The organism is Cellvibrio zantedeschiae (assembly GCF_014652535.1).
GTDB lineage: Bacteria > Pseudomonadota > Gammaproteobacteria > Pseudomonadales > Cellvibrionaceae > Cellvibrio > Cellvibrio zantedeschiae.
The window spans coordinates 788,072-813,718 of the sequence record NZ_BMYZ01000001.1 but is presented as its reverse complement, the minus strand read 5'-3'; the positions used below and the strand labels follow the sequence as shown (position 1 = coordinate 813,718).

Below are 25,647 nucleotides of genomic sequence, written 5' to 3'. Positions count from 1 at the left end.
CGGTTTATGTACAAACTTAAAACTCTTTTCTCCATGTTTTTGGTGATTTCCGCATCAACATTGGCTCTCGCCGATGAAAAAAGCCCTACTCAAAAGGAGTTCAATAAAATCCAAAAGCTAGCCATCCCCGACATGGTCGACATCCCTGCCGGTAGTTTTATGATGGGCGACATCAATCACTTTATCCCTGAAGACCCTCGGATGGTTAGAGCAACAGAAATGGAGCAACCTGTTCACAAGGTTAAAATTAAGGCATTTAGATTAGGCAAGTACGAAGTTACCTTTGCACAATACGATGTGTTTGCTGAAGCAACAGGTAAAACCAAGCCAGACGACAAAGGTAACGGGCGAGGTCAGCAGCCAGTAGGTAATGTTACCTGGTGGGAAGCTACCGCTTATGCGGATTGGCTTAGCCAACAAACCGGCAAAAAGTTCCGGCTCGCTACCGAAGCAGAATGGCAATATGCAGCTAGAGCAGGAACAACCACCGAGTATTATTGGGGTAACGAAGCTAGTCACGCCTACGCCAATTACGGTAAAGACGAATGTTGCGATCTATTTGCGAGTGGTACCGACAAATGGTTGCACGCAGCACCGGTTGGCCAGTTCCCGCCTAATAAGTTTGGACTTTATGACATGCTGGGAAATGTTTCTGAATTTGTTCAAGACTGCATGAATCTCAATTATGTAGGGGCACCTACCGATGGTAGCGCCTGGACATCAGGCAATTGTAGTAAACATGTTAGCTTGGGCGGCCAATACCACAACAATCCATTCATGATTCGTGTAGCAGCACGTAACTTTCACCCCATAGTGCCAGAACGTGATATTAATTTCGGTTTTCGTATCGCTCAAGATATAGAGTGATTTGCAAACGTAGCTCGGCAACGGGCTACTGAATATTTAAACGAATATCAAGCTCATCAAGCGCTGCCTTATTTTGCTTTTGCCAAAACACCAAATTGACGGACTCTTGTAGAATAAAATTTCTATATAGCATTTGTTTTTCCGGCAACTGCTGATGTTGATAAATTCCTATTAACGCTAAAGCAGCATCTAAGGCTAAATTACGATCACCTGCAGTATTCGCCTGTTTAAAAGCGGCGAGTGTATGTTCTTCCGCTTTGCTCCATTCTGTTTGAGCCTGATAAATTTTTGCCAACATAAGTTTCTGGGACGCATTCAAAGGATTTTGATTTTTATAGATAGCAAATGCATCTTGCCAACGTTGCTGTTCGATAAACAGTTGCACCAAATGCGCCTGCGCTCGCTCTCTCACCCACAATGCTGGGTCATTTGGAGTGACGCTTAAAACTCTCCGATAATTATGCTCTGCGGCAGAAGGTTCTTGTTCACTCATACCCATGTAAAAATAAACCATCGCATAGTGTTCGCGCGATTGGTTGTGCTTATCTAATAGTGTTTCAGCCTGCTTTAAAAAATACTCGGCATCCTGGCGATACTTAAACTTTAAAGCCATAACAGCCGAAACTTCGTTTAGATGCGCTTCTAACAAAACATCTTTTGCCAAACGCGCTGATTCCATTGCCTGAATATTCCACGCTTTCATTTGCTTATAGTTGCCCTTATCAAATGCCAAACGTCCAATTGCTACTTGTGTCTCACTTGCCATTCGATAATTTTGCGCATCCTTAAATAAAACCAATGCTTGTTGTAATTTTTGCTCCGCGTCACCCAACAATTGTTGTTGCTGTAAAGCTTGTCCCCATATCAACAACGCAGAACCCAAGTACAAATTATCATTTTGCGCGCGAGCTTTGTCGCTCAGTTGTTCTGCCAACACTAAGGTATTACTTGAATCACCAAGCCATAATTGACTTTGGACGAGGCGATAAAATATGACAAGATCATCAGGATAACTATTGTGCAATAGCTTTAGCTCGGCATTTATTAACACTGGATCTATTGTGTCTACCACAGCAAACCGTGAACTCGTAACATGTGTCAAATGGCTGAGCCACTTTTCAATTAATTGTGCGCGGGAGCCAGCCTCAATCTCTGCGAGCCAGAAATTAGAATGGCTTTTTAATAGATAGCGAACAAATACTTTACCTTTTCGCTCACCCACAAAACCCATTATTAAAGAACTATTTTTACGCAAGCTGATATGTTGAGTGTACTTTTCTGGTAAATAAAAAAAATCGCGGTAATCTTCATTTTGCTCTGTGGTAACTGGCTGAAAGTTACCCGTATCAAGTAGTTCATTCCATAAGGGCTCAACTAACTCAGCTTGCAGCTCAGGAGAATCCTGATTTTGCGAATCAATTAATAAAGGAAATGCAGCAATTTGAGTGGAGTCAATTTTAGACCTATCAAGCAGATAAAATAAAACAGCGATGCTTACAACAAAGGCAACGATAAACTGAATAAATAAACGTTTATTAGCTTGATAAAAGCTAACGAGTGGAACGTCACTAACTTCAGACTCCGCAGATGATTCTGATTCAAGCACACACGCATTTACTTGCCATTGATAACCCTTTTTAGGAAAAGTTTTAATAGAACCTTCGCCAAATAAACTACGTAGATTACTAATACTTTGGAAAACCGCTTGCTCAGAAACTACTTTCCCTGCCCACACGCGATTTAGAATATCGTCTTTACTAAAGACTGTTTGCGGTTCTGCAAGGAACAAAGCGAGCAATTTGGCCTCGTTGGGGCGACAGGAAATTATCTCCTCGTGTTTAGATAAAAGGAGTCGCTCGCTATCAAAGACAAAATCATTAAATGAATAAAGCATAGATCGGCTCAGATTATGGAACTCGCGAATAACGCATACGTTCCTGAACCGACTGCGCATGCTCACTAACATAGGCGGGGAAGCGCTTTTCGAACCGGCGTGGGCTGGGGAGCATTACTGCCATGCGAGCAGCTTGCGAATCGCTTAAGTAGGCTGCGGATTGGCCAAAGTGCCTGCGCGCTCCCGCCTCTGCACCAAAAACCCCACTGCCCCATTCCACAACGTTGAGATAAACCTCAAGAATACGTCGTTTGCTCCAAAGCGATTCAATCATAAGGGTGATCACAGCCTCTTCGATTTTGCGGAGATAAGAGCGCGAAGGTGAAAGGAATAGATTTTTTGCCAACTGCTGGGTAATGGTTGAACCGCCAGCAACTTTTTTGCCTTTGCGTTGATTCTTCTTGAGCGCGTATTCAATCCCTTCCCAATCAAAGCCGCCATGTTCCATAAACTTGTCATCTTCTGCTGCGACTACAGCACGCTTCAAATTGGCAGAAATATTTTCGTATGGCACCCATTGGTATTGCAGTTTTGCCTGTGGATTTTTTTCTTGCAGTTCGTCTAAACGAATCTCCATAAAGTTAGTTTCTTTGGGCGGATTCCACTTCCACCAAAGGACCCAGGCAAATACCCAAACTTGATAGGCGAGTAAAAGCACAAACACTAGAAGTATTAATCGCTTTAATAGCCGAACAATCAACATTGCTGAGTAACTCGTTAGTTATTAATTACAGATTCAAAGTGCGCTTTTTTAGCTTCCTGGATATCACGCAATTCGTCGTTCATTGTTTTTGGTTTTTCATCTTTTGCTGCTGGCAGGTTTATAACAGGCGCCGGCGGCAACACATTTGTGTTGGGGTCAACAGCGATAGTTTTAGCTCCCTCAACCTCACGATTTTCATAATGAACAACGCCTTTTGCGTCAGTCCATGTAGATACTTTTACACGTTCATCCGCTGGGGAATTCTTGCCCATAAGCTTATATAAAAAGTTTTCTGCCCCCGCCAGCCATGCGCGCGTGGGGATGTAATGGGATTGCTGATAGGACATAACGATCAACAACACAAAGCGCAAAATCGCAAACCTGAATATAATTCTCATAAAGTCCCTTAATTTATTGCCAGTGAACTCTGTAAATCAAAGCTCACCGGCTTTTATCGGCAAATTAATTTGCTGCTTTTAAACGGCACGCATTAAAACGTTCAAATAATGGCTCGTAGTCTTTTGAGTCGACAGCGCCCACTGCGACCCAATCAAACACAAGATTTTCAATTTCCGTCGCAACGTCCTGGGTTTTTCGCCCAAAGTTTTGCTGTAATTGATTGACTTGAAAAGCGGTGCGCAAAGCTTGTTCAGATGCTGGTGTGGCGCTGTCAGTTAAGATATCTGCACGAACACACAATTCACGCAGTGCGTTTAAATTTTCTGTAAGATCGGCATCGCCACGTGCACGTGCGAGCTTTTGCTGTATGGCTTTTAAGCCCCCTGCAGGCCATTGCGTGAACGAATCTATTTGCGTTTGTAATTCGGCTTGGTCTGCCAAGTCGGGCAATTTACCCTTCACAAGCGCCAGCTCATAATCATTTACAATTTTATTAGCAGCAAACAAATTCACCCAAATTTGTTGCTTAAGCGCAACTCGTTCATCTTTTATTTTTTTCTCGAAGACTTCTATTGCCTGATTGAACGCGGTTTTTATTTCATTGACTTGTGTTTTAGGGAGTTGGCCCAAGCCGGTAAACTCCTGGCGAATTTCGTCAACTCGTTTGCGCGCATCAGTTAACGCCTGGGCAGTGAGTGAGCTTAAACTTGAAAGCTCAGCGATCAGGTTTTTAGCATTTGTTAAATTCGCGTCCAACTCAGCCTTAAACTCTGCTGATTGCTGTTGACGCTTTGCAAAAACTGCATCGCACACATCTCTGAACTCGTGCCACAACTGCTGCTCTTCCTTACGCAAGCTTGCACCTATAGCTTGCCAGCGAGTTTGCAATTTTTTAATTTCATCCGTCGCCTTGCGTGAATCGTCCAAGCCTACTAACTGTTGAGCTTGCGTAATTAATTCTTTCTTAAGCAAAGCGTTTTTTGCATACTCATCATGCAGTTTCTGCTGAATACCCGCCAACACGTTTTCAAATTCTGTCAATATTGGTTGGGTTGCCGCACGGTCTGTTGGTGTGTAGTTACGCCATTCTGAGCGCGCCACGCGCATCACTTTTTCAACTTCTTTCCAGTTAGCATTTAACCAATCATGGTTCTCAAGATAGTCCTTCAACTGCGCAACAAGCTGTTTGCAAGAATTTAAATTGTTTTGGCGAAGAGTAGCTTGTTCAGCAAAATAATCGCGACAGGGTTGATAAACCTTTTGTGCCAAATCGTGGAATTTCTCCCACAATTCCTGATCCTGATCTTTGCCACCCTTGCTTAACGCGCGCCATTCATCCTGAATACGCTTGATTTTGTTCGCCAGAGTTTCGGGATGCTCTTTGCTACCAGCCAAAGCTTCCAGTTGTGCAATCAGCTCATGCTTTTTAGGCTGTACAGCGTAATCTTTCCAGTCTTGTAACTTGGTAAGGGTTTCATCCAGCTGTTCAAGTTGGTTGGCCAAATAGTTTGGCAATTGTTCAAGGCTTTGCAATTTTTCGTCAATAGCACGGCGAATTCCTAAAGCTTTGCCTAATACCCCGGAACTCACAGTTTCGTTAGCTTTGCGAATCAAGCCAGCGATATGACGTTGAGCGCTTTGTATTTCAGCAGCTTTTTTCTCTGCTGCTTTTTCCCATTCTTGATAGGTCGCCTGTGCGGATGTTATGACTTCCGGTAGCTCTTCTTTGAAAGAAGCTGCCAAGCCATTGACGCGCTTTTTTAACGACTGATAATAAGTATTTGCATCTGCCGATGCGTCGGTTACCAGTTGTTCAAAGCGAGTTTTGTGTGCAGCAAGGCTGCCATGCGCGCTATGGTTAGCCAGCTCATCAGCAATAACACGGTGTAAATTATTTACGATTTTTTGTTCGCTGGCGCTTGGTGCTTTTACGGCGGCGAGTGATTCCCATGCTGAATTCAATAATTTAAGCAAGGCTTGGGTTTCTTCAACGTTAACTTCACTGCTTACAACAGATACCAAAATCGATTGCAGTTGTTGAATATGGGCTTGACGCTCTTCAGCTGCGGCTGTTTCTGCTTTACGTTGTTTTTCCTGCGCAACCTCTTCCGCAGAAATGTTATCTATAGTTAGCTGGGCTTTTTTAACAGCCTGAGCCACGCGTTCAATAAGCTCACTATTTGCGTCAGCTTTTTTTGTATCCCACTGTTGTTGTAAATAGGTAAACTTCGCAACAAATTGACCGTCGAATGGACGATTGCTGTGTTGCTCTAAAGATTGCACAACTGCGGCTACCGACGCCAGGATTTCAGCGGAACGCTTTTCATCCTCCTTAAACGCATCACACTTTTCTTTAACAATTTTAAAAACGGTTTTATCTTTGGTTTTAGTGTCTTTCAACAGTTGTTGCAAAATATCTTTATCGGTAATTTTTTCTGCCGCATGCTGACGTAATTTGCTGGTCGCGCCGTCAACAGCAAACTTTGCCAATTCAGCTTGATCTGTAATTGCATTAAATGCATCGTCAAACAATTGCTTATTATTCGTTAAACCCAGAAGCGCGAAGAGTGCCATTTTGTCACTAATACGCTGACTTAATTGTTCGCCGTTAATCGCCCCCGAATCAACCAAATTAGCCAAACGCTGCTTTGCAGCTTTTTGTATACCGGCATTCAGGTTTGATGCTTCGGTAATTCCTGCAAGACTCAATAGCGTTTCCTGATCGGTAATTTTTTGAATTGCAGCAATGCGCAATGCTTCATCGTCGCCACTTTTAATAACTGCTACTAAAGCATCAAGCGAAAGCACTTCCAAATTAGTGGATTTCTTTTCAACCGGCTTAGGTTGCGGTTTTTTACCTAATAAACGAGCGAAGAATGACATAAACATTACCTTTTAAAAATTAAACCAAGACTTACTAGCAATTGAAGTCTGGAGAGTGAAAGTAGAGTGATGAAACAGAATCTAATTAAACAAAAACATCCAGTAGCAGAACACCAATTAACCCCAAAGTACCCACTATAGTTTCCATCACAGACCAGGAAGCAAAGGTCTGCTTCAAACTTAAATTAAAATACTCTTTGTACATCCAAAAGCCGGAGTCATTCACGTGCGAGCACATCAAACTACCCGCACCAATAGCAAGCACCATAAGATTAGGGTTGATAGACGGCGAAGCTAACACCAATGGCGCAACAATACCCGCAGCAGTTAAACCCGCAACAGTAGCTGAGCCAAGACAAATACGGATAATTAACGCGATTAACCAGCCAAGAAAGAGCGGGTTAACCGGGATATTTTTTAACCCGGCAGCAATTTCAGTGCTCACACCACTATCGACAAAAATCTGCTTAAGTGCGCCTGCACCTGCAATGATGAGCAGGATAACAGAAATATCTTTTAAGGCTTGCGTATAGGTTTGCATTATCGACTTAAGCGTGTGGCCACGCGCCAAACCCAGGCTATAAGTAGCGATGATCAAGGAAACTAACATCACCATAAGCGGGTTTCCGAAAAAGGAAACATAAGGTTTGAACTGAATTTGTTCCGCCAGTAAAGGCGTTAACACGCTGGCAAGGCTCAGCATCAACACGGGCAATAACGCAACAAAAAAACTTTTTCCCGTAGAGGGTAAAGCATGGTCGGGAATTATTTGCGGTGTAAAGGTGGATAAAGGTTCGCTGTGAATATTTTTTAAAAAGCGCGAAAAAATTGGGCCCGCGATCATCATGGTAGGTAAGCCCACGACTAAACCGTAAATCAAGGTTAGCCCCATGTCCGCTTGAAATTGCGGTACCAGAGCAGTGGGCGAAGGGTGCGGAGGCAAGAAGCCATGGGTAACAGAAAGCGCTGCAAGCAAAGGAATACCCAAATAAACTGCGGGCAATTTAGTTTGATAGGCAACTGAAAAAACCAGGGGCACCAGGAGCACAAAACCCACATTATAAAATAGCGGAATCCCCACAAAAAACCCCGTAAGCATTAAGGCCCAGGCAATATATTTTTCACCGCAAAATTGAATCAACACGGCGGTAATTTTTTGCGCTGCACCAGAATCTGCAATTAACTTCCCAAACATAGCGCCCAAACAAATAATTGCAGTCAGCGACCCAAGAATGCCGCCCATACCTTTTTCAACAGAGTCGGGGATTTTATCGAGCGGAATACCCAGCATCACACCGCCGGAAATTGCCGTAATAAGAAAAGCAATAAAAGGATTAATATTCCAGCGCGCCGTTAATAACACCAACAACGCAATACAAATAACAACCGATAAAATAGACATGGCCAACCTTGCTTATTGTTTTGGGATTATGCTTAGTGGAGATCTAAGCCAATTTGATTTCCGTCGTAAATTAATGGCAAAAAAGTCAGTGCATGGCGGCAGCTTAATGGATTAATTGGCATACCAGAGCGCAAATCAAACTCAATACCGTGGGCGGGACACCGCAGTGTATTTTTACTAATGCTTGCCTGTGTCAAAGGCGCTTGCAAATGGGGGCATTGGTTAGCGATGCAATAAACCCTGCCCTCTTCTTGCAATAGAATCCACTCGCGGCCACCAATCCGAAACACACGACGATAGCCGTCGTAAAGCTGATGAAGTTTTTCCAGTGCAACAAATGCCATGGGCAGTCTTAATAACCTCAGTAAGATTCGGCTGCTCGATTCAAAATCGTGCTTTTCACGGGGCAAAAAATTAACGTCGGCTATTTACACTGACTAACGAAGCCCAAGCAAGCATTTTTACGGTTTTATACCCTGCGGCAATAAATTAAAAGAAATTCTCAAGTTTTTGCCATAAATCGCCACCCGGATAATCACTTTTGGCCTGCCAACAGTTAGAATGGGCGCGTCGATGACAGCGCAATCGCTGTTGCCTTATCGCCTTTATGATGAACATCCTTTATGACGAATCAAGCCTATTTGGAGCGTTTGCGAAGCCTATCCAATCGCTTGGTAGCCCTGCAAAAACCGATTCGCATTCTGGATGCGATCAAATGGCCCAGCGAGCTTGAGGCCATTTTCTGCGCTAAAGGCGGTCGCGAATTACCGCAACTCGGCGCCGATTTCTATCAAAACCAACGCCTCGCGTTCGATACCGAAAAAGTTTATCAACAGCTCAAAGAACTCAAAACCGATGTGCGCCGTGATTTGGGGCGCGGCGATGCGCTAGGCCACATACTGCTCGCCACCATCGACCAATACCAGATTGTGATCGAGCTTTTGAAGGCGCGCGGAACCCATCAATTCGGCCACTTCAGCAAGTTACTCTATGGCTCGGCGCAGGACAAAATCCGGGGCGACCGCAAAACCCTGCGCGAAATGGGCGAGCGCCTGTGCCACGTGTTCTCGCTACCCGCAGTGGAACATCTCAACCGCCCCTACACCAACAACATTAGCTCGGAGCAAGCTGTTAGTAGCCTGCTCTGGAGAATGAACGACTATTTTGGCAATGGCGAAGTAAGAGTCGAAATCAGCGATGACATAGTGTCTGACGCCTCCGCTGGCGGTGACTGTATTAAGATCAACCGCCGCGCCGTGTTCTCTGAATTGGACTTGCAAGTGCTGGAGGTGCACGAGGGCTGGGTTCATATAGGCACCACCCTCAATGGCCGTCAACAACCCTGGGCAACCTGGTTGAGCGTAGGCTCGCCGCGTATTACCGCAATTCAGGAAGGCATGGCCGTGCTGATGGAAACCCTGACCTTTAGCTCATTTCCCCAACGCGCACGTCGTATTAGCGACCGCGTAGTAGCGGTGGACCTGGCGGAACAAGGGGCAGATTTTTGCGAGGTATACCGGCATTTCCTGGACCGGGGAATTAGCGAGCACGATAGCTACCGTGTTACCCAGCGGGTGTTCCGCGGCGGCACATTAAGCGGTGGTTCAGTGTTTACCAAGGATATTTCTTATGTGAAAGGTTTCGTGGAAAACGTGAATTTTATTCGCAGCGCTATTCAATCCGGTGTACCCGAAATTATTCCCATGCTGTTTGTTGGCAAAGTAACCCTGGACGATTTGCCGTTGCTTTACGAGCGCTATTTGGAAGGTGTCATTGCAGGACCAAAATATTTGCCACCGATGTTTCGCGATTTGAACGGGCTTTATGTGTGGTTTGGATTCTCAAGCAGCATGGGCTTAATGAACATCGCTAAAGTGCAGCAACACTTCAGCAAGCTCTTCCAAAAAATGCCTGTATCCGTTCCGCTGTATCCAGATAAAACTGATGTTGAATTAGACTAACGTGTTTATTAAATGATGAAGTACTACACCGTTGTAATTTCCGGCGCGAATATATTTTTTGAAAACTATAACCGCACCGAACCTGTTGTTGGTTTCATTGCTTGCCGCCTTATACAAGCAGAAACCGAACAGCTCGCTGTTGCTACCGCAAAAGTAGAAATTTTGGTTGACTGGAACCGCAGCTTTAATGCGGACCGAAAACTCGGCATGCCAGTATTAAATGTTGAACATATTGCGCAATTTAAAGGATGGATAAAACCAAAAACCAAGCACGATTATTATTGGTTTACCGATGATGAGCATAAGCAGGCGCAAATTGCAGAGTTGACGGCTGCGCCGAAGAAATGGTTTTGGCGGAAGTGATTTAGCTTTTAAGGGTACGCAGTAAATTTAGCCGAAAGTAGTCACACTGCATGGAGACAATAGCCCTAGGATCAGCTCTTAGGGAAGATCAGTTATTTTATTGAACTAAAAACTATATAGCTAGCTAACGCAATAAAGTAAGGCGCGAGTGCACCGCTAAAAAAAATGCTGAACTTCTGAAATCTTTGAGATGTTAACGACCAGAACTTGGAAGAATACATTTCTTTTGAATTTGGCACCCCGACTCCTTTCATTGTGTAATTCTGCAAATAAAAATAAGTTACCACACCTATAATCAAGATTATTACTTTGAACAATTGGGCAAAACCAGTAAAGATAATGAGTCCCCACGCCAGCCCTGCTACCAAGCCGCTCAATGAACCAAGGAAGAAAACATTTTTATTCGAAATCATATTTCCTCGCTTAATCCCCGTCCGTTAATAGTCCCAATCATAAATTAAATATTCCCCTCACCTCTTCCGCAATAATCCTCGCACCCGCCTCCACCACACTCGCATCCTGACAATAAGTCACGCGAATACACTCATGGCTGTGTTGCCATTCTTCTTCCAAACCGGGAAAGAAATGGTGGCCGGAAATTACCAAAACGCCGCGTGCTTTTAAACGCTGGTAAAGTTCTTCGCTGGTAATCGGCAAATCTTTAAACCACAGCCACAGGAAAATTGCGCCTTCGGGTTTATGGATTCGGTAAGGTAAATTACCGAGATGCTGTTTAAAAATGCGTACCGCACTTTCCATTTTTTCGCGATAGAAAGGTGCAACTACTTCGCGACTAAGCTGCAAGATTTTTCCATCAACTAACAATTGTTTCGCAAGCGCAGGACCAAAATTACCGCAGGCTAAATTTAGAATAGTGTTGGCTTTTGCGAAAGCATTTATCACAGTTGGATTCGCAATCACGATGCCAGTACGAGCACCAGGTAAACCTAACTTGGAGAGACTCAACACCAAAATCGTATTTTGATTCCAGTGGGGTTTGATATCTGCAAATAAAATATTGGGAAAAGGTGTTCCGTAGGCGCCATCAACAATTAGAGGAACATCGTGTTCTTGCGCAAGCTGGTCGAGGTGATCAAGCTCTTCATCACTCAACACATTACCAGTAGGATTGGTTGGGCGCGACACACAAATGGCGCCTGTACTTTCCGTTATTTTGAGTTTAGTAAAATCTACGTGATATTTAAAAAAGCCGTCATCCAACAATTCAACACTTGGGCGAGTGGAGGTAAAAAACTCATCGCTAATACCGAGGTCGTTGTACCCCAAATATTCCGGCGCAAGCGGAAACTGAATTTGCTTTTTTATGCCGTTATCATAATCACCCGCAAACATATTAAACAAAACAAAAAACGCCGACTGACTACCGTTACTGAGAGCGATGTTGTCGCGCGTGAGCGGCCAGCCGTATTCGCTGCCGAGCATTTTTGCCAAAGCATCAAGCACATCCACATCGCCTTGTGGCGGTTGATATACACCTAAGAGCTGATGGGATTCTTGTGGGCTTTGTAAGGTTTTTTCGAGCGCTTCGGCAAAAGCTTCTTCCATTGCGGGAATTCGAGCAGGGTTACCGCCGCCCATAAAAATCATATTAGGATTGGTACGCAGGGCATCACCCAAGTCGTCCATTAATTGAACTATGCCAGCGTTGCCGCTGAGTTTTTTGCCGAATCGGGAAAATTGCATGTAGGAATCCGCGCTAGTAACACAAGAGTGCGCAATCTAACGCGGATTTAATTGAATGGGAATGATTAGGTTAAAAAGCCGATGTTTTTAGTAGAAAAGTTTTTTAAATTTGGGAATATCTTATCCACATCATCACTGCTCACGCCAAACCATTGCGCAAGCGTTGCAGCATACTGATCAAAGCTGAGTGTTGGAATAATTCTGCCTTCACCAATATCATCATCGCTACCCAATTCAAGACTAGGCATTTTCCCAAAAATTTGTTGCCCCTTTACCGCACCACCCATGACAAAATGGTGGCTACCCCAGCCATGGTCCGTCCCATCTGTACCGTTACGAGACAAAGTTCGGCCAAATTCAGACAGCGTAAAAGTAGTGACCTTATCTTCATAACCTAATGCAGTTAGGGTTTCATAAAACTCAGACAAGGCGCTATTTAATTCCGTCAACAAATTCGCTTGTCCAATTAATTGATAACCATGAGTGTCGAAAGGGCCAAAATTAATGTAAAAAATTTGGCGCTTAACTTGAAAGTCCTGGTTTGCGGCAATGATACGTGCAACCGTTGCGAAGCTTTCACTCAAGCCTCGTGATGACATCAAAGGAGTATTGATTTTTGGCTGGCGATCCAAAATATCTGCAACGTATTTGGACATTGTCCACGCTTGGGTTCCTGTATCAGAAAAATATTGCTGTAAAGGATTAGCGTGATTGCGGCCTAAAAAGTGCCGGTATAATTGCGCTCTTTTTGCAGACAAGTCTCCAGGATTATCTTCCGATAAAGCGCTCATCTTATTAATACCTGCTTTGGTTAACCCAAACGGCATTATTTCGTGACCACGTTGCAACTGATTAGAACCCGACAAGGTAATATTCATCGCTAATTGTTGATTGATATTAAAATCACCCAAAGCTTCAGCTATGCGCCCCGCCCACCCGCTATCCAACGGGCCGTTATTTAATGCGTGCGAAAATATTGCTTGATCATTGTGCGCAAATAAACTGCTGGGCAAACGCGTGCCCGCTTGTTTGTAAGAAGCTTTCTCAACGGGCTCAATTAAATTGCCAAGGTTAGCGACAACAGCAAGTTTACCTTTGTTGTAAAGTTTACTTACATCACCCAACACCGGGTGCAAACCATAAGGTGCTGATGCTGTATTAGCATGCACAAGCGCATTTAGTTTCTCTTTCGGCAACGCTAACTCTTGCCTGATTTTGTTGTAGTTTGCGTAAACAGAATCAGCCATGGGAACTATGGTATTAAATGCATCATTGCCGCCATTCAGATTAAGGCAAATCAAAGCTTTGTATTGGCTAGATGAGTTTGTTGCCGCGTTAGCAAAAGCCGGCAAAATTCCGCTGCCAAAAGCTGCGCCTCCTAAAAGACCTGCACCCATATTTTTAATAAATGAACGACGCGAATTTATTATTTTCATAGTTATTATCCTTGCACAGCATATTCAGGTGAAATAGCAATTATGTAAATCGCTTCATAAATACGTTCTAGCGGATCGGCAATCGAACTAATATGCTTAACAATAAGCGCCGAATCTTCCGCATTTATTTTCCCTTGGGTTAACAGCAAATTAATCCTGTCTACTAACGCTTCAGGTTTTTCTGCCAGCGCGCGCTCTTCGGTTAAGTTCAACAATGCTTTTACGTGAGGATTCCAATAGTCTCCATAAGGAATAATGCCATTGATTTCACCAGCATCTTCACCGGTATAAATATTTTTATCGTTCATCGCCCGCCTAAAAATAATATTAGCCATGAGATTATTTTGATGCACCGCAAGCAGGCCATCAAAGATTTGAGTTTCCGGAGCGAGTATTTTCTTTTTAGATAAATTGCCCGGCGGGCTGTAATCACTGCTGTAGTAGTTAAAAACAGAAGGCGCATGCAGCATCTCTTGTTCTTCCGGGCCGTAATGATGATGGGCAATAGTCGTTACAGTTCCTGTGCGCGGACTTTTAATAGGAACACCTTGCGCTTTAAAAGCGCGCCAAATACCGGAAACTGCCAAGGGGGTTTCTTTAAATTTTCCATAACTACTATTTTGATCGGCAGGCGTATTGGCTTCGTCATCCATGTAAATAGCTTTAACCACTGCTTTCATATCACCTTTCACGCCGCTGCCATTATCGTTAAAAACAGTAGCAACACGGTTTACATAAGCATTAGAGGGATTACTGGTGATCAAATATTGAATAAGTTGCTTGGATATGAATGGTCCCACGTTAGGATGATTCATAATATTGCGAATTGCCGAATCTATATCTTGCCTGGCCGTTTGCCCCGCGGGAATAACCTCACCATTCAATAACGTTTTGCTACCCACATCGTGATATTCCTGAAACGCTTTCATTGGATCAATGTTAGCGATTGCCGCAGGGTAAATTGTAAAAACACCATTTTGCGCAAATTCGGTATAGGTTGAATAACTCCAACCCGTGAAAACGCGAGCGAACTCTTTAACCGTTTGTTGATTGTAGGTAGCTATTTTTTTCCCATTTGCATCCAGCTTTAAAGTGCCGTCATTATTGAGCTGATACAAACCAATGCTAAATAATTGCATAACTTCGCGTGCATAATTTTCATCTGGTCGGGTAAATTTAGCTTCATCTGCTTTGGGATTATTCAGCGTATTGAGATAAAGCCCCATAATGGGATTTAAGGTAATATCCGTTAATAGCTCACCATAATTGCCAAAAGAGCCATGCGCTAAAATATCAATATAATTTGCAAACCCTGTTTCGCGCGCAAATTGATTTGCACCAAACTGTGAAACTACCAGAATTTGACTCAATGCATGAGCGACGCGCGAGCGAAGTTGATCTTCACCCCAAATACTTGTTTCCATCCAGATATGATGCTGAAAAATAACGCGCTCAAATGTAAACTCTTCACGCGTAGAGTCACCGCCGTTATACATATAAGGTGGCACAGCAACAAAGCCCAAATCTTCAAGGCGTTTTTTAAACAGGGTTAGTTGCGGTGTTTGCGGCTTTGCAAACTGTTGTTCAAGCCACGCAGACTTGCCATTTTTAATGATGTAATCAATATCTTTTGCTGTTGCACCAAAGGTTGCCTTGGATAAAAATCGGGAAGCTTCTACAGCTTTATCCCAATCCGGCGAACCGCGTGCAGGTAATGCAGGATCGGGCGCTGTATCTGGTTTTAGTACCACCGGCTTTGGAACAATGGGTGGTGGTTCGATTTGAGTAGAAGATGAGCTATTAGAGTTTTGGTCACCACCAGAACCACCTCCGCCACCACAAGCGGGAATAAGGCTGCTCATCACTAGCAAGCATCCCCAACCTAATAAGTTTTTTCTCAATAGCTTTCCAATAACAGGATTCATCGCATCTCCTTTATTATTTATTCATATTCGTTCAGGATACTTTTTACTTTGGCAACAATTACATGCTTTCACCTTGGCAATAAAAATCCATGCCGCCTTTACAGCGGCTAGAGATTAGCAGACCCCAAAAACAGCACAGCCAGTTAAATGGCGAACGGTAGCTACACAAAGTAAATGGCATATTTTCTGTTTAAACGGTGGGCACATCTATATAAGAAAAACAACTCGCGCTCCAAAGCAGTTTTTGCCCGACAAAATAACTAGAAATGCCAGCTAAATTCCTATAAGTTTCCTTTTATTCAAATAACCACAATAAAAAGCCAATTATGAAATCTAGTTTTTCAATCAGGGATCTTTTTAGGATTTTCCAGGCGCCCACGAGCTTTTGGCTCTTTAATATATTAGGATGGCTTTTTTACAATCTTGCGCACAGTATTAATATTTCGCTTTACGCTGGCTCTATATTCTCCAATTTTTTATTATTTCTCCCAACCGCAATCACCGGAGCGCTAGCCGGACTGGTGTTTTACAAACTCTATGTAAAGCATCGCTGGTATGAACGGCATCCAATACAGTTGATTCCCCTCGCTTGCATAGCTGCTATCTGTTTTTCCAGTATTGATACATTGATTCACCAAGCGGGATTAATTCTTTCACTACCGACTGTTTGTGCTTCAGATTTTGCAAGACCGCCCTATAGCTGTGGGCAAGTAACGGATGCATTTCGGCACGACCTTTACGCTATGTTGATTTGGTCCTTGCTCTTTGTATTAATGAATGCCGAAGAAAAATATAAAGAAGCAAAACATAAAAATTCCACCGCAACTACCAGTGCAGATATTATTAAAGCGGCTGCTTGCTTGATCGCGTGCAGGCTTTTTGAATACGCTGTAATCACCATGTCTTATGTTCCGGCAGAAAGTAAGATGTGGCTTATTTTCTCCAAAGAATATTTTGCTTACTCCGTCATCAGCGTGTTTTTTTGCACTCTCTTCGCATTGTTTATATTTTTCCTTAAACCAAAAGAAGCCCTGTTTAAATCCCGCTTGTTACCCCTGATTCCTTCCATTTTGATTTTAACCTTTTGCACTACTGTAATGAGTATGTGGGGCAACAACCTTAGATACAGATTTGTACATGCCGCCGACAATGCACTATCGCCCTATTTGTTTTTTGGTGGCGACTCGCTGTGGGCATCACCTAACGCGTTTGGTGGTGCCATGCGCGAATGTATACAGGACACTTTAATCGCCGTGTTGTTCTTTTTGGCTTTGAGCTTTTCCACCCGCTGGAAGTTACAACCTAATGAGCAAGTCGTTAACTTTGATTTGAAAAAATCAATTCAATTTTGGCTGTACAACACAGGCGGCTGGTTGCTAGTTGCTAGCGGCCTCTATTTCACTGGCTTATTGGGGCTGGAAAGTGTGGATAAATCATCCACGCCTGTCTTCATTTTCGCATTTGTGTTGGTTGGCGTTTTCATGGGGGTTTCGCTAAGAACTTTTATGCGATATTACCAACCCGCTGATTTTACGTTGTTGAGCTTTACCTATCGGCTTATGGTGATGTCATTACTGTTCGGCTTTCTGCAAGCCTGTACACTCTGGTTCTGTAATTATTTTTATAATTATCTGAGCGCTAATACTGGTCTTATTATGAAGTACCAGCAATTTGTAACCACAAGTTATTATTTTTACACCAGCATTTTTGTCTGTGTACTCTGCTGCTTCTTATGGTTACTTATTTACCAAATTTCAGCATCGCAACGCTTAAAGGTGGACACCACCATAAGACAATTGCAACTTGAAAATAATATGAAGAAAATCCAGCTCAGTGCGCTGGCTGGAAAAATCGACCCGCATTTTATTTTCAATGCGTTAAATAATATTCGCGCACTTATTAAAGAAGATGGGGAAAAAGCCCGCGAAGCTGTGTTAATTCTGTCCGACATACTACGCAGCCCTATCACCACTAACTCACAAGATAAGGTGCCGCTGGCGATGGAATTGGGACTGGTGCGAAACTATATTGAACTCTCCAAAATACAATTGGAGCGGCGCTTAAGGTACGAAGAGAACATCAGCGTTGAACTTGAGAATGTATTGATACCCTCCATGATGCTGCAAATTATGGTTGAAAATGCAATAAAGCATGGCATTAGCCAATTGCATGCTGGAGGTTGTTTGCATCTTCATATTTATAAAGAAGAACAAACCTTAAAGTGTATTTTAAGCAACCACGGCATGCTCTCATCCAACGCAAAAACATCCGGCTTTGGCGTAGGGGTTGCCAATATTCGCGAACGTTTGGCGCTTCTTTATGGAAGTAACGCGAGTTTTAATTTACATCAACAACAGGATCAAGTTGTTGCAGACTTAAGCCTGCCAATTGAGTACGCACAATGAAAGCATTGATCGTTGAGGATTCTCGCCTTGCGCGAACTGAACTAAAAGATTTGTTACAGGCTCACCCGAATATTGAGCTGTGCGGTGAAGCGGAAAGCCCGCGCGATGCCCGCCCAATCATTGAAGCTGAACGCCCGGATTTATTATTTCTGGACATTAATATGCCGGGCGAAAATGGTTTTGAGTTGCTCGAAGCTTTAGATTACGACCCCAAGATTATTTTTATCACAGCTTACGCTGATTACGCGCTGCGCTCATTTGAGTTTTCCACCGTCGATTATTTATTGAAACCCATTTCTGCCGCACGCTTAAAAACCGCCATTGATAAATTGGGCACAGGTATAGAGGAAACACCAACCCCCAAAGAAGAACTTCTGGAATTCACTAGTAGAGTTTTATTGCGCGAAGGTGAAAATTGCCACTGGGTACAACTGGGCGAGATTATTTATTTTGAGAGCAATGGAAATTACACCTATGTCTTTTGGGGGGAAAGTAAAGCACTGGTTTACCGCACCTTGGGGAAACTGGAGGAGCGCCTGCCTGAAAAACAATTCTTCAGGGCAAACCGCCAGCAAATTATTAATATTGAATACATCGCCAAAGTAGACCTTTGGCTGAATGGAAGTTACAAGGTGACGCTCAAGACAGGATTGGAGATAGAAATCTCACGGCGGCATACGGCAAGGTTTAAAGGGTTTTTTAGCTTGTAACTAGATAACTAGATCAAGCCAAACTTGCGCAGCACTTCTTGCAGCTTTTCGGGGCTTACGGGCTTTTGGATAAATTCCATAGCGCCCATTTTAGTAACGCGGGTGTAGGCATCGGGTTGGATATCACCTGAAATCACGATGATCATGGCATCCAAACCTTCATTTTTAACAGCTTCCAAAACTTGGTAACCATCCATCTCCGGCATGGTTAAATCCAGAAATACCATCTCGCCTTTTCCATCACGAATCGCCTGTATGCCTTCCAATCCATTGGTTGCAAAGGTAATTTCAACATCCCAGCCCGCCGGCAGAGCCTTGGCCACTTGCTTGCGGGCCATGTTGGAATCATCACAAATAAGAAGGGGTATGGTCATAAATCGTGCTTTATGGGGCTACGGTTAATGGAATAACCTGAGTATAGACAGGCATTCTCATTTCGCCGGAATATTTTTGGTTTCGGCGATAAATGCCGTCCCCCACATACCCAAATACTCTAACGGCGATCGAAAAAGGTTTCGACTGAAAGGTTGAAGCGCTCGCTGGCTGCCTCGTCCAACTTACCCAGGTACTCCTGCGCATTCGCAAGCCAGGGCAAATGCTCCAATTGTTTTTGTTCCGCCGGTAGCCGCCCTGCCTCCCCCACAAAAGCACGAACATCGTTCAAGGTTAAGCGCGCTAAATCGCGCCTGAGTACAAACTCGTTCAGCTGGGTGCTAACGATGACGTTATTGGCCAGTAATGCCTCTCGGATGCGCTGCCATTGAAGACTTGAGAGCCCCATGTTCAGGAGTTCATGATTAGCAACGCTGTTGCCCTTATCAGAGGCCTGATGAAATTGCCAAAGCACAAGCAAACAGGCGAAGAAATCCGGGTAAGCGCGATCACGTAAATTGACCTGGAATAGCTCGATACTCCTAACCAAAACCGCCCCACCCAAAATGACCATCCAACTAGCATTGATCCACAATAAAAACAGCGGGACTACTGCAAAGGCACCGTATATAAGCTTGAAGTTGGAGTGAGTCACCATAAAACTGAAGGCAAATTTAATTAGCTCAAACACCACAAGAGTAACCGCACCGCCGATTGCCGCATGCTTGAAGCGAACTTTGCAATTGGGAACCGCCACAAATAACAAGGTAAATGCAGCAGCAGTGAGTAACCACGGCAGCCATTCAAATACAAAATCCATGAAACTCAGGCTTTCATAATGACCCACAAAAGTTCGCAGCGCGATTAGGTAAGTCTTCATAAATACCGCTAGTCCTAGCAGTAGAGGACCCAAACTGAGGATCGCCCAGTAGAGCAAAAAGTTGGCAACACCGCGGCGCGCGCGCGTTACGTTCCAGATATTATTAAAGTTTTGCTCAATATTTTTGAGCATAAAATAAGCAGAAACCATTAAAAAAACGATACCAAAAGCCGTCAGCTTGCGCGCCTGTTGTGAGAAGTCGCTCAAATACTTAGCAATCACCTGCTCATTACCGGGTAATAGCTGTGAAAAGATCAGCGCCTGGAATTGATCACCAACAGATTGAAAGGCAGGAATCAGCGAGAACATTGAATAGCAAACCGTCAGCATGGGGACTATTGCAAACAAGGTCATATAAGTTAAGGAGCCTGCACTTTTTTGGCAGTCTTTTTCATCGTAAAGACTGTAAGCAAGCGTAAGAAAACGGCGGCTGACGCGATAATAATGATTGGCCTGACTGAACAAGATGCACCCTCGTGTAATACGCCCGGGACTGATTAAGGGCTATAATGCGGTTTTTATCAAGATGACGACTATGCCTACACTTTACCACAACCCTCGCTGCTCCAAATCACGTGAAGCGCTCGCATTGCTAGAAGCCAACGGCTGTAAACCGAATGTGGTTTTGTACCTGGACAACCCGCCCACTGCAAAAGAATTAAAAGCCTTGCTTGCAAATTTAGGCCTATGTGCACGGCAATTATTGCGCAAAACGGAAGACCTTTATAAAGAATTAAATTTAAGCGATGAGAAACTTAGCGAAGCAGCCCTGATCAAAGCCATGGTTGCCAATCCCAAATTAATTGAACGCCCCATTTTCATCAACGGCGAAAAATCTATTGTTGGCCGCCCCCCAGAAAATGTATTAACTATTCTTTGAGCCTCACCATGACTCCCTATATTTTAATTTTGTATTACAGCCGCCAAGGCGCCACTTTGGCAATGGCTCAGCAAATTGCGCGCGGTGTTGAACAAGCTGGGCAGATTGAAGCGCGTTTGCGCACCGTGCCCGCAGTATCGCCAGTTACTCAAGCAACCGAACCTGCAGTGCCCGCTGAAGGTGCTATTTATTGCAGCGAAAGTGATTTGAAAAATTGCGCTGGATTAATTTTAGGTAGTCCCACTCGCTTCGGTAATATGGCCGCTCCCATGAAATATTTTTTGGATGGCACAAGTGGCGCGTGGGTCAATGGCGATTTAATTGATAAACCCGCAGCGGTATTTACCTCAACATCAACTTTGCATGGCGGCCAGGAAAGCACTCTTCTATCGATGATGTTGCCACTCATTCATCACGGCATGCTCATCGCAGGAATTCCCTACAGCGAAAGCGCCTTATCGTCCACCAGAACTGGCGGCTCACCTTATGGCGCGTCACATTTCGCTGCAGACGATAATTCGCAAACCTTAAGTGCAGATGAAATTACCTTGTGCCAAGCCCTGGGCAAACGCGTTGCAAAAATCGCATTGCAATTGGGAGCTGCGCAATGAGTGATGCTGCAAAAACAACAATGCCAACTACCGAAGAGTTAAACAACGCACTTACACAAGTCAACAAAAAGCTCAGGCTGGGCCTTTGGTTTACCCACATCAGCTTCGGTGTATTTTTATTACTCATGAGCTGGCTTAATTTTCAGCCGGCTGATAGCAGCGTTAAATTATGGCTAGTAAAAATATTTCCGCTGTTAATTTTTGTTCCAGGCTTTGTGAAACGTAAATATCGCACATACAGTTGGTTATGCTTTGGAATACTGCCTTATTTTATTTGGATGACTCCTTTGGTTATGGGCCGCGGCGCCTGGAGTGATTGGGTAATGGTTATCCTGATCGTTGTTCTATTTATTTCGTCTATGATGACCAGCCGGTGGATGCAACAGCAATCCTATTTAGGTTGGCAAATATCCCACACACCTTCCAATTGAATTTTTAAAAGGATCAGATTGTGAATTATCCTCAACAAAAACCGCGCGGATTTTTTCGTCGATTTTTTGGTGGCATAGGTTCGATTATTACTTTTTGCCGCAACACCCTACTGAATATTTTTTTCATCTTCTTTTTAATCCTTATTTTGGTTGCGATTGGCAGCAGCGCACCTAAACCTTTGCCTGAAAAATTTGCGTTGCGCGTAGCACCCAGTGGAGTTTTGGTAGATCAGCGCACCTACATGGATACCGCCAGCCTGTTACTCAAAGATGAAAATGAAGAGAGCGAAACATTGGTGCGCGATGTGGTTGAAGCAATCAACCGCGCTGCTGATGATAATCGCATAGATTCCATAGTGCTCGAGCTAGGCGGTCTTCGTGGCGGCGGCATAACCAAAATGAGCGAAATTGGCCAAGCCTTACAAACCTTCAAGGCCAAAGGGAAACACATACTCGCCGTCAACGATGGCTACAGTCAGGATCAATATTTTCTTGCGTCCTATGCCGACGAAATTTATTTACACAAAATGGGTGAAGTGCAGCTAACGGGTTTTGGGCGTTATATCACCTACTATAAAACGGCGCTGGAAAAACTTGGGGTTAATGTGCATGTATTCCGCTCGGGTAAATATAAAGATTATGTAGAACCTTTTTTGCGCGACAACATGTCGGACGAATCGCGCGAGCATAATGCACAATGGTTGAACGCATTGTGGGCGCAATATACAAAAACCGTGGAAACACAACGCAAATTACCGGAAGGCAGTTTAAATCAACTCATTAATAATCTGGACAGTAAATTAGTCGAGGTTAAAGGCAATAGCGCACAACTCGCGCTTAACGAAAAATTGGTTGATAAATTAGTATCGCGCAACGAGATCGACAATTTATTGATCGAGAAATTTGGCAAAAGTGATGAAGGCAATTATTACAATGCAGTAGGCGTTCATTCTTATCTTGCCGAAGCGCATTTACACAAATTACCAAAAGCTGACCAAGTTGGTTTAATTGTCGCATCCGGCACCATCCAGGATGGCCATCAGCAAGAGGGATCTATCGGCAGTGAAAACTTCGTGGAAATATTGCGAAGTGTAGAAGAAGACGAATCTGTTAAAGCCTTGGTTATCCGCATTGACAGTGGCGGAGGGAGTGCATTTGCATCAGAAATTATTCGCGCAGAGATTGAAGCTATCCGCAAAAGGAATATTCCCATTTATATTTCTATGGGTAGCGTTGCTGCATCCGGCGGTTATTGGATGGCGACCGCTGGCGATGAAATTTGGGCAACACCAACAACGATTACGGGTTCCATCGGTGTATTCGGCGCCTTCCCGACACTTGAAAACAGTTTGCAAAAAATTGGCTTGAATACAGATGGTGTAAGCACCACGGAATTAGGTGGTGCATTGAGCATTGACCGCCCACTCGCCCCCAAAATGAATAGCGTTATTCAATCCGGCGTAGACCACACCTACCAAAGTTTTATTGAGCTAGTAGCCGATGCTCGCAAAAAAGATGTAGCCCAAATTCATGAAATTGCCCAAGGCCACGTATGGACAGGTGTCAAAGCAAAAGAAATCGGTTTGGTAGACAATTTGGGCACTTTAAACGATGTAATAGCGGCGGCGGCTAATAAAGCTGATTTGAAAGATTACAGCGTAAAACTCATCACTCAAAAGCTTTCGCCTAAAGAAGAATTTATTCGCAAGTTGGTGGGTGAAGACGCCAAAGGATTTATTCCTAAATCTTTATTTAAACCCTTGGCGGATTTAAGTTTGGTGCAGCAAGAGTTGTCGCCACTCTTAAAGCCCCTGCTTGCGCTGCAAAAAATGACGGATCCACAGGGTATTTACGCCAGCTGTTTGGAATGTGTAAGCCCTTAATATTTTTAGCCAAAAACTCACACAACAAAAAGGCCAGCACTTGCTGGCCTTTTTGTTGTTATTGAAAAAAATATTAATTTTTTGATAAGACTTCCAATGTCGCATTTTCTTTAACATGAATCCTCTTCATGACTGCGCCACCATCTTTTGCGGGCTTAGCATCTACTTTGGCATCCCATATAATAAACGCCATAAGGTAGTAATCACCTGATTTTACATTGGCAAACAGGAACTCATCCTTCTCGTTACACTGCCCTTTGATTAGCAACTCATGGTATTCCTTTGGATCTGGCGTAAATTTTGGCGGATTATCTTTCAATAAAATTTGGCCTTGTTCATTGTTGCCGTAAACATTAAAAATTCGCTCACTGGAATACTTTGCAACTGGAAGCAGTTCAATATTAAAACCCGCACAGCCTTTGTATTGCCCATCAGGCAACTTTAGAAACACCTTGCCTTTAACAGACGAATTACCTACTTCTTTAACCCATTTCACCTCATCAATACTAAATGGGTTCTTAAGCTGTATAGGCTCAGCCGCTTGGGCAAATGAAGCTGCCGTCAACAATGCCAACAAACCCAATGCCGCTTTAACACTTTTCCTGCTTTCCATATTTTTCTCTCAATTGTTATATTTACAAACACTTATCTAATTCACTTAACAGCAGATCAATCTTTCTCCTAAAAGCATTTTGACTACTCCCAGCGCTTTGCCGCTACCGCATCTTTGTCTTGTGACTCAACCCAAACGCTGCCCTGTTCAGTTAATTCTTTCTTCCAGAAGGGTGCGCGCGTTTTTAAGTAATCCATTAAAAAATTAGCCGCACTAAAAGCATCTTCACGGTGGGCGCTGGTGACGCCGACAAACACAATGTTATCGCCAAGGTGTAAGTCGCCTATTCGATGAATAATTTTGTAACGTAAAATTTTCCAGCGCGGTTGAGCCTCATCAACAATGTCTTGCAATGATTTTTCCGTCATACCCGGGTAATGCTCTAGATGCAAACCGAAAACATTGCGCGCCAAATTTAAATCGCGAACACGGCCGACAAAAGTTACTACCGCACCTGCCGATGTATCGTCCGCAACGAGCGCCTTATATTCTTCACCCACATCAAAGTCTTGCTGCTGAATCGATATCATTTAGCCACCCGTTACCGGCGGAAAAAACGCTACTTCGTCATCGTCATTTATTGGATGGGATGCTTTCACCAAAGTTTGGTTTACAGAGAAGAGTAATTTATCGTTTGCCAAAAAATCGGCCCACTCGGGACGCAAACTAACAAGCCGCTCGCGCAACAAAGAAATGGTTAAAGAAGGGATATATTCCACCTCTATTTTCTCACACTGCAATTGCTCGCGAAGTTGCGCAAAAAATAAAATTCTAATCACGCCCTACTCCGCACGCTTATAATGGCCACGGCGACCGCCGGATTTTTCGAGCAGGCAAATATTTTCAATCACCATTCCCATATCCACTGCTTTGCACATGTCATAAATAGTTAAGGCCGCCACACTCGCAGCGGTAAGCGCCTCCATTTCAACACCTGTTTGACCGGAAAGTTTGCACAGTGTATGAATTTCTACTGAACTTTCAGGCAAGTTAATTTCAAATTCCACGCTAACCTTGCTCAGCATTAAGGGATGACACAGGGGAATTAAATCGGCACATTTTTTTGCGGCCTGAATTCCGGCAATACGCGCAACGGCGAGCACATCACCTTTTTTGAAACTATTTGCTTGAATCTGCGCGAGGGTCGCAGGTTGCATACGAACGCGAGCACAGGCGCGCGCTTCGCGGGTGGTGACGGGCTTCTCGCTCACATCCACCATGCTGGCCTTACCTTGTTCATCAATGTGGGTTAACGACATAAAGGGCTCTTTTACTTCAATTCATTAATTAGGTACCTAATAAGGTATGATAAGCGTCCCTTGTGA

At 43.8% G+C, this 25,647-nt stretch carries 25 protein-coding genes; 9 read left to right on the top strand and 16 right to left on the bottom strand.

Going from position 1 to position 25,647, the window contains the following annotated elements; translation table 11 throughout:
- The first annotated feature begins 6 nt into the window (after positions 1-6).
- Positions 7-867, top strand: a complete 861-nt coding sequence (locus IE104_RS03650) for a formylglycine-generating enzyme family protein (RefSeq protein WP_189416115.1) — start codon at positions 7-9, stop codon at positions 865-867.
- Positions 868-892: 25 nt separating this feature from the next.
- Here the strand turns inward: IE104_RS03650 and IE104_RS03645 are convergent, their stop codons facing one another.
- The 6 genes from IE104_RS03645 to IE104_RS03620 all read right to left on the bottom strand — a co-directional run bounded on the left by IE104_RS03645 (position 893) and on the right by IE104_RS03620 (position 8,492).
- Positions 893-2,761, bottom strand: a complete 1,869-nt coding sequence (locus tag IE104_RS03645) for a winged helix-turn-helix domain-containing protein (protein WP_268247513.1) — start codon at positions 2,759-2,761, stop codon at positions 893-895.
- 13 nt (positions 2,762-2,774) lie between these two features.
- Positions 2,775-3,464: a monofunctional biosynthetic peptidoglycan transglycosylase gene (mtgA, locus tag IE104_RS03640; RefSeq protein WP_189416112.1), complete on the bottom strand. Its 690-nt coding sequence runs from the start codon at positions 3,462-3,464 to the stop codon at positions 2,775-2,777.
- A gap of 14 nt (positions 3,465-3,478) precedes the next feature.
- On the bottom strand, positions 3,479-3,862 hold the full coding sequence (locus tag IE104_RS03635) for a DUF4124 domain-containing protein (RefSeq protein WP_189416110.1): 384 nt from the start codon (positions 3,860-3,862) through the stop codon (positions 3,479-3,481).
- Between the two features lie 64 nt (positions 3,863-3,926).
- A complete protein-coding gene (locus IE104_RS03630; protein ID WP_189416109.1) occupies positions 3,927-6,746 on the bottom strand; it encodes a DUF349 domain-containing protein in 2,820 nt (939 codons plus the stop codon).
- Between the two features lie 85 nt (positions 6,747-6,831).
- Positions 6,832-8,148, bottom strand: coding sequence for a GntT/GntP/DsdX family permease (locus IE104_RS03625; protein WP_189416108.1), 1,317 nt, complete (start codon positions 8,146-8,148; stop codon positions 6,832-6,834).
- Positions 8,149-8,180: 32 nt separating this feature from the next.
- A complete protein-coding gene (locus tag IE104_RS03620) occupies positions 8,181-8,492 on the bottom strand; it encodes a Rieske (2Fe-2S) protein (protein ID WP_189416106.1) in 312 nt (103 codons plus the stop codon).
- 279 nt (positions 8,493-8,771) lie between these two features.
- Between IE104_RS03620 and IE104_RS03615 the strand changes: the two genes are divergently transcribed.
- Both IE104_RS03615 and IE104_RS03610 read left to right on the top strand, forming a co-directional pair.
- A complete protein-coding gene (locus IE104_RS03615; RefSeq protein WP_189416105.1) occupies positions 8,772-10,109 on the top strand; it encodes a flavohemoglobin expression-modulating QEGLA motif protein in 1,338 nt (445 codons plus the stop codon).
- A 12-nt stretch (positions 10,110-10,121) separates the two neighbouring features.
- Positions 10,122-10,472: a hypothetical protein gene (locus IE104_RS03610; RefSeq protein ID WP_229837600.1), complete on the top strand. Its 351-nt coding sequence runs from the start codon at positions 10,122-10,124 to the stop codon at positions 10,470-10,472.
- A gap of 92 nt (positions 10,473-10,564) precedes the next feature.
- Here IE104_RS03610 and IE104_RS03605 read toward each other — a convergent pair whose 3' ends face one another.
- The 4 genes from IE104_RS03605 to IE104_RS03590 all read right to left on the bottom strand — a co-directional run bounded on the left by IE104_RS03605 (position 10,565) and on the right by IE104_RS03590 (position 15,537).
- Entirely contained in the window at positions 10,565-10,885 is a 321-nt protein-coding gene (locus IE104_RS03605; protein WP_189416104.1) for a hypothetical protein, read from the bottom strand.
- A 37-nt stretch (positions 10,886-10,922) separates the two neighbouring features.
- A complete protein-coding gene (locus tag IE104_RS03600) occupies positions 10,923-12,176 on the bottom strand; it encodes a valine--pyruvate transaminase (protein ID WP_189416102.1) in 1,254 nt (417 codons plus the stop codon).
- 65 nt (positions 12,177-12,241) lie between these two features.
- Positions 12,242-13,612, bottom strand: coding sequence for a DUF1501 domain-containing protein (locus tag IE104_RS03595; protein WP_189416101.1), 1,371 nt, complete (start codon positions 13,610-13,612; stop codon positions 12,242-12,244).
- Between the two features lie 5 nt (positions 13,613-13,617).
- Positions 13,618-15,537: a DUF1800 domain-containing protein gene (locus tag IE104_RS03590; protein ID WP_189416099.1), complete on the bottom strand. Its 1,920-nt coding sequence runs from the start codon at positions 15,535-15,537 to the stop codon at positions 13,618-13,620.
- Positions 15,538-16,280: 743 nt separating this feature from the next.
- Between IE104_RS03590 and IE104_RS03585 the strand changes: the two genes are divergently transcribed.
- Positions 16,281-17,942, top strand: a complete 1,662-nt coding sequence (locus tag IE104_RS03585; protein WP_189416098.1) for a sensor histidine kinase — start codon at positions 16,281-16,283, stop codon at positions 17,940-17,942.
- The gene (locus IE104_RS03580; RefSeq protein ID WP_189416097.1) at positions 17,939-18,652 is read left to right on the top strand and encodes a LytR/AlgR family response regulator transcription factor; all 714 of its coding nucleotides are present in this window, start codon (positions 17,939-17,941) and stop codon (positions 18,650-18,652) included. The genes IE104_RS03585 and IE104_RS03580 overlap by 4 nt, the downstream gene beginning before the upstream one ends.
- A gap of 8 nt (positions 18,653-18,660) precedes the next feature.
- On the opposite strand, the gene IE104_RS03575 is transcribed toward IE104_RS03580, so the two are convergent.
- Together IE104_RS03575 and IE104_RS03570 are read right to left on the bottom strand one after the other, a co-directional pair.
- Positions 18,661-19,026 (bottom strand): response regulator, encoded by a 366-nt coding sequence (locus IE104_RS03575; protein WP_189416095.1) that lies wholly within the window; start codon positions 19,024-19,026, stop codon positions 18,661-18,663.
- 119 nt (positions 19,027-19,145) lie between these two features.
- Positions 19,146-20,369, bottom strand: coding sequence for a YihY family inner membrane protein (locus IE104_RS03570; protein WP_189416094.1), 1,224 nt, complete (start codon positions 20,367-20,369; stop codon positions 19,146-19,148).
- A 70-nt stretch (positions 20,370-20,439) separates the two neighbouring features.
- On the opposite strand from IE104_RS03570, the gene arsC reads away from it, so the two are divergent.
- The 4 genes from arsC to sppA are packed head-to-tail and all read left to right on the top strand — an operon-like array spanning position 20,440 to position 23,709.
- Positions 20,440-20,784: an arsenate reductase (glutaredoxin) gene (arsC, locus tag IE104_RS03565; protein ID WP_229837599.1), complete on the top strand. Its 345-nt coding sequence runs from the start codon at positions 20,440-20,442 to the stop codon at positions 20,782-20,784.
- An 8-nt stretch (positions 20,785-20,792) separates the two neighbouring features.
- Positions 20,793-21,395, top strand: a complete 603-nt coding sequence (wrbA, locus tag IE104_RS03560) for an NAD(P)H:quinone oxidoreductase (protein ID WP_189416092.1) — start codon at positions 20,793-20,795, stop codon at positions 21,393-21,395.
- On the top strand, positions 21,392-21,826 hold the full coding sequence (locus tag IE104_RS03555) for a DUF2069 domain-containing protein (RefSeq protein ID WP_189416090.1): 435 nt from the start codon (positions 21,392-21,394) through the stop codon (positions 21,824-21,826). Before wrbA ends, IE104_RS03555 begins: the two co-directional genes overlap by 4 nt.
- A gap of 20 nt (positions 21,827-21,846) precedes the next feature.
- A complete protein-coding gene (gene sppA / locus IE104_RS03550; protein ID WP_229837598.1) occupies positions 21,847-23,709 on the top strand; it encodes a signal peptide peptidase SppA in 1,863 nt (620 codons plus the stop codon).
- Between the two features lie 73 nt (positions 23,710-23,782).
- On the opposite strand, the gene IE104_RS03545 is transcribed toward sppA, so the two are convergent.
- The 4 genes from IE104_RS03545 to moaC form a co-directional block, all read right to left on the bottom strand.
- Complete coding sequence (locus IE104_RS03545) at positions 23,783-24,322, bottom strand: hypothetical protein (RefSeq protein WP_189416089.1); 540 nt, start codon at positions 24,320-24,322, stop codon at positions 23,783-23,785.
- Positions 24,323-24,405: 83 nt separating this feature from the next.
- Positions 24,406-24,852, bottom strand: a complete 447-nt coding sequence (moaE, locus tag IE104_RS03540) for a molybdopterin synthase catalytic subunit MoaE (protein ID WP_189416088.1) — start codon at positions 24,850-24,852, stop codon at positions 24,406-24,408.
- Positions 24,853-25,101 carry a MoaD/ThiS family protein gene (locus IE104_RS03535; RefSeq protein ID WP_189416086.1) on the bottom strand — a complete coding sequence of 83 codons (249 nt, stop codon included), beginning with the start codon at positions 25,099-25,101 and terminating at the stop codon, positions 24,853-24,855. It lies immediately after the preceding gene.
- Between the two features lie 3 nt (positions 25,102-25,104).
- Positions 25,105-25,581: a cyclic pyranopterin monophosphate synthase MoaC gene (moaC, locus tag IE104_RS03530; RefSeq protein WP_189416085.1), complete on the bottom strand. Its 477-nt coding sequence runs from the start codon at positions 25,579-25,581 to the stop codon at positions 25,105-25,107.
- Positions 25,582-25,647 lie beyond the last annotated feature (66 nt).

What these genes read in the sequence shown, in the direction of transcription:
- IE104_RS03610 (WP_229837600.1), top strand. Translation starts at nt 10,122, where the DNA reads ATGATGAAGTACTACACCGTTGTAATTTCCGGCGCGAATATATTTTTT.
- IE104_RS03585 (WP_189416098.1), top strand. Translation starts at nt 16,281, where the DNA reads ATGTTGATTTGGTCCTTGCTCTTTGTATTAATGAATGCCGAAGAAAAA.
- IE104_RS03575 (WP_189416095.1), bottom strand. Translation starts at nt 19,026, where the DNA reads ATGACCATACCCCTTCTTATTTGTGATGATTCCAACATGGCCCGCAAG.
- IE104_RS03620 (WP_189416106.1), bottom strand. Translation starts at nt 8,492, where the DNA reads ATGGCATTTGTTGCACTGGAAAAACTTCATCAGCTTTACGACGGCTAT.
- IE104_RS03630 (WP_189416109.1), bottom strand. Translation starts at nt 6,746, where the DNA reads ATGTCATTCTTCGCTCGTTTATTAGGTAAAAAACCGCAACCTAAGCCG.
- wrbA (WP_189416092.1), top strand. Translation starts at nt 20,793, where the DNA reads ATGACTCCCTATATTTTAATTTTGTATTACAGCCGCCAAGGCGCCACT.
- IE104_RS03650 (WP_189416115.1), top strand. Translation starts at nt 7, where the DNA reads ATGTACAAACTTAAAACTCTTTTCTCCATGTTTTTGGTGATTTCCGCA.
- IE104_RS03600 (WP_189416102.1), bottom strand. Translation starts at nt 12,176, where the DNA reads ATGCAATTTTCCCGATTCGGCAAAAAACTCAGCGGCAACGCTGGCATA.
- moaC (WP_189416085.1), bottom strand. Translation starts at nt 25,581, where the DNA reads ATGTCGTTAACCCACATTGATGAACAAGGTAAGGCCAGCATGGTGGAT.
- IE104_RS03595 (WP_189416101.1), bottom strand. Translation starts at nt 13,612, where the DNA reads ATGAAAATAATAAATTCGCGTCGTTCATTTATTAAAAATATGGGTGCA.
- IE104_RS03605 (WP_189416104.1), bottom strand. Translation starts at nt 10,885, where the DNA reads ATGATTTCGAATAAAAATGTTTTCTTCCTTGGTTCATTGAGCGGCTTG.
- IE104_RS03580 (WP_189416097.1), top strand. Translation starts at nt 17,939, where the DNA reads ATGAAAGCATTGATCGTTGAGGATTCTCGCCTTGCGCGAACTGAACTA.
- arsC (WP_229837599.1), top strand. Translation starts at nt 20,440, where the DNA reads ATGCCTACACTTTACCACAACCCTCGCTGCTCCAAATCACGTGAAGCG.
- IE104_RS03615 (WP_189416105.1), top strand. Translation starts at nt 8,772, where the DNA reads ATGACGAATCAAGCCTATTTGGAGCGTTTGCGAAGCCTATCCAATCGC.
- IE104_RS03545 (WP_189416089.1), bottom strand. Translation starts at nt 24,322, where the DNA reads ATGGAAAGCAGGAAAAGTGTTAAAGCGGCATTGGGTTTGTTGGCATTG.
- moaE (WP_189416088.1), bottom strand. Translation starts at nt 24,852, where the DNA reads ATGATATCGATTCAGCAGCAAGACTTTGATGTGGGTGAAGAATATAAG.
- IE104_RS03555 (WP_189416090.1), top strand. Translation starts at nt 21,392, where the DNA reads ATGAGTGATGCTGCAAAAACAACAATGCCAACTACCGAAGAGTTAAAC.
- IE104_RS03590 (WP_189416099.1), bottom strand. Translation starts at nt 15,537, where the DNA reads ATGAATCCTGTTATTGGAAAGCTATTGAGAAAAAACTTATTAGGTTGG.
- IE104_RS03635 (WP_189416110.1), bottom strand. Translation starts at nt 3,862, where the DNA reads ATGAGAATTATATTCAGGTTTGCGATTTTGCGCTTTGTGTTGTTGATC.
- mtgA (WP_189416112.1), bottom strand. Translation starts at nt 3,464, where the DNA reads ATGTTGATTGTTCGGCTATTAAAGCGATTAATACTTCTAGTGTTTGTG.
- IE104_RS03625 (WP_189416108.1), bottom strand. Translation starts at nt 8,148, where the DNA reads ATGTCTATTTTATCGGTTGTTATTTGTATTGCGTTGTTGGTGTTATTA.
- IE104_RS03645 (WP_268247513.1), bottom strand. Translation starts at nt 2,761, where the DNA reads ATGCTTTATTCATTTAATGATTTTGTCTTTGATAGCGAGCGACTCCTT.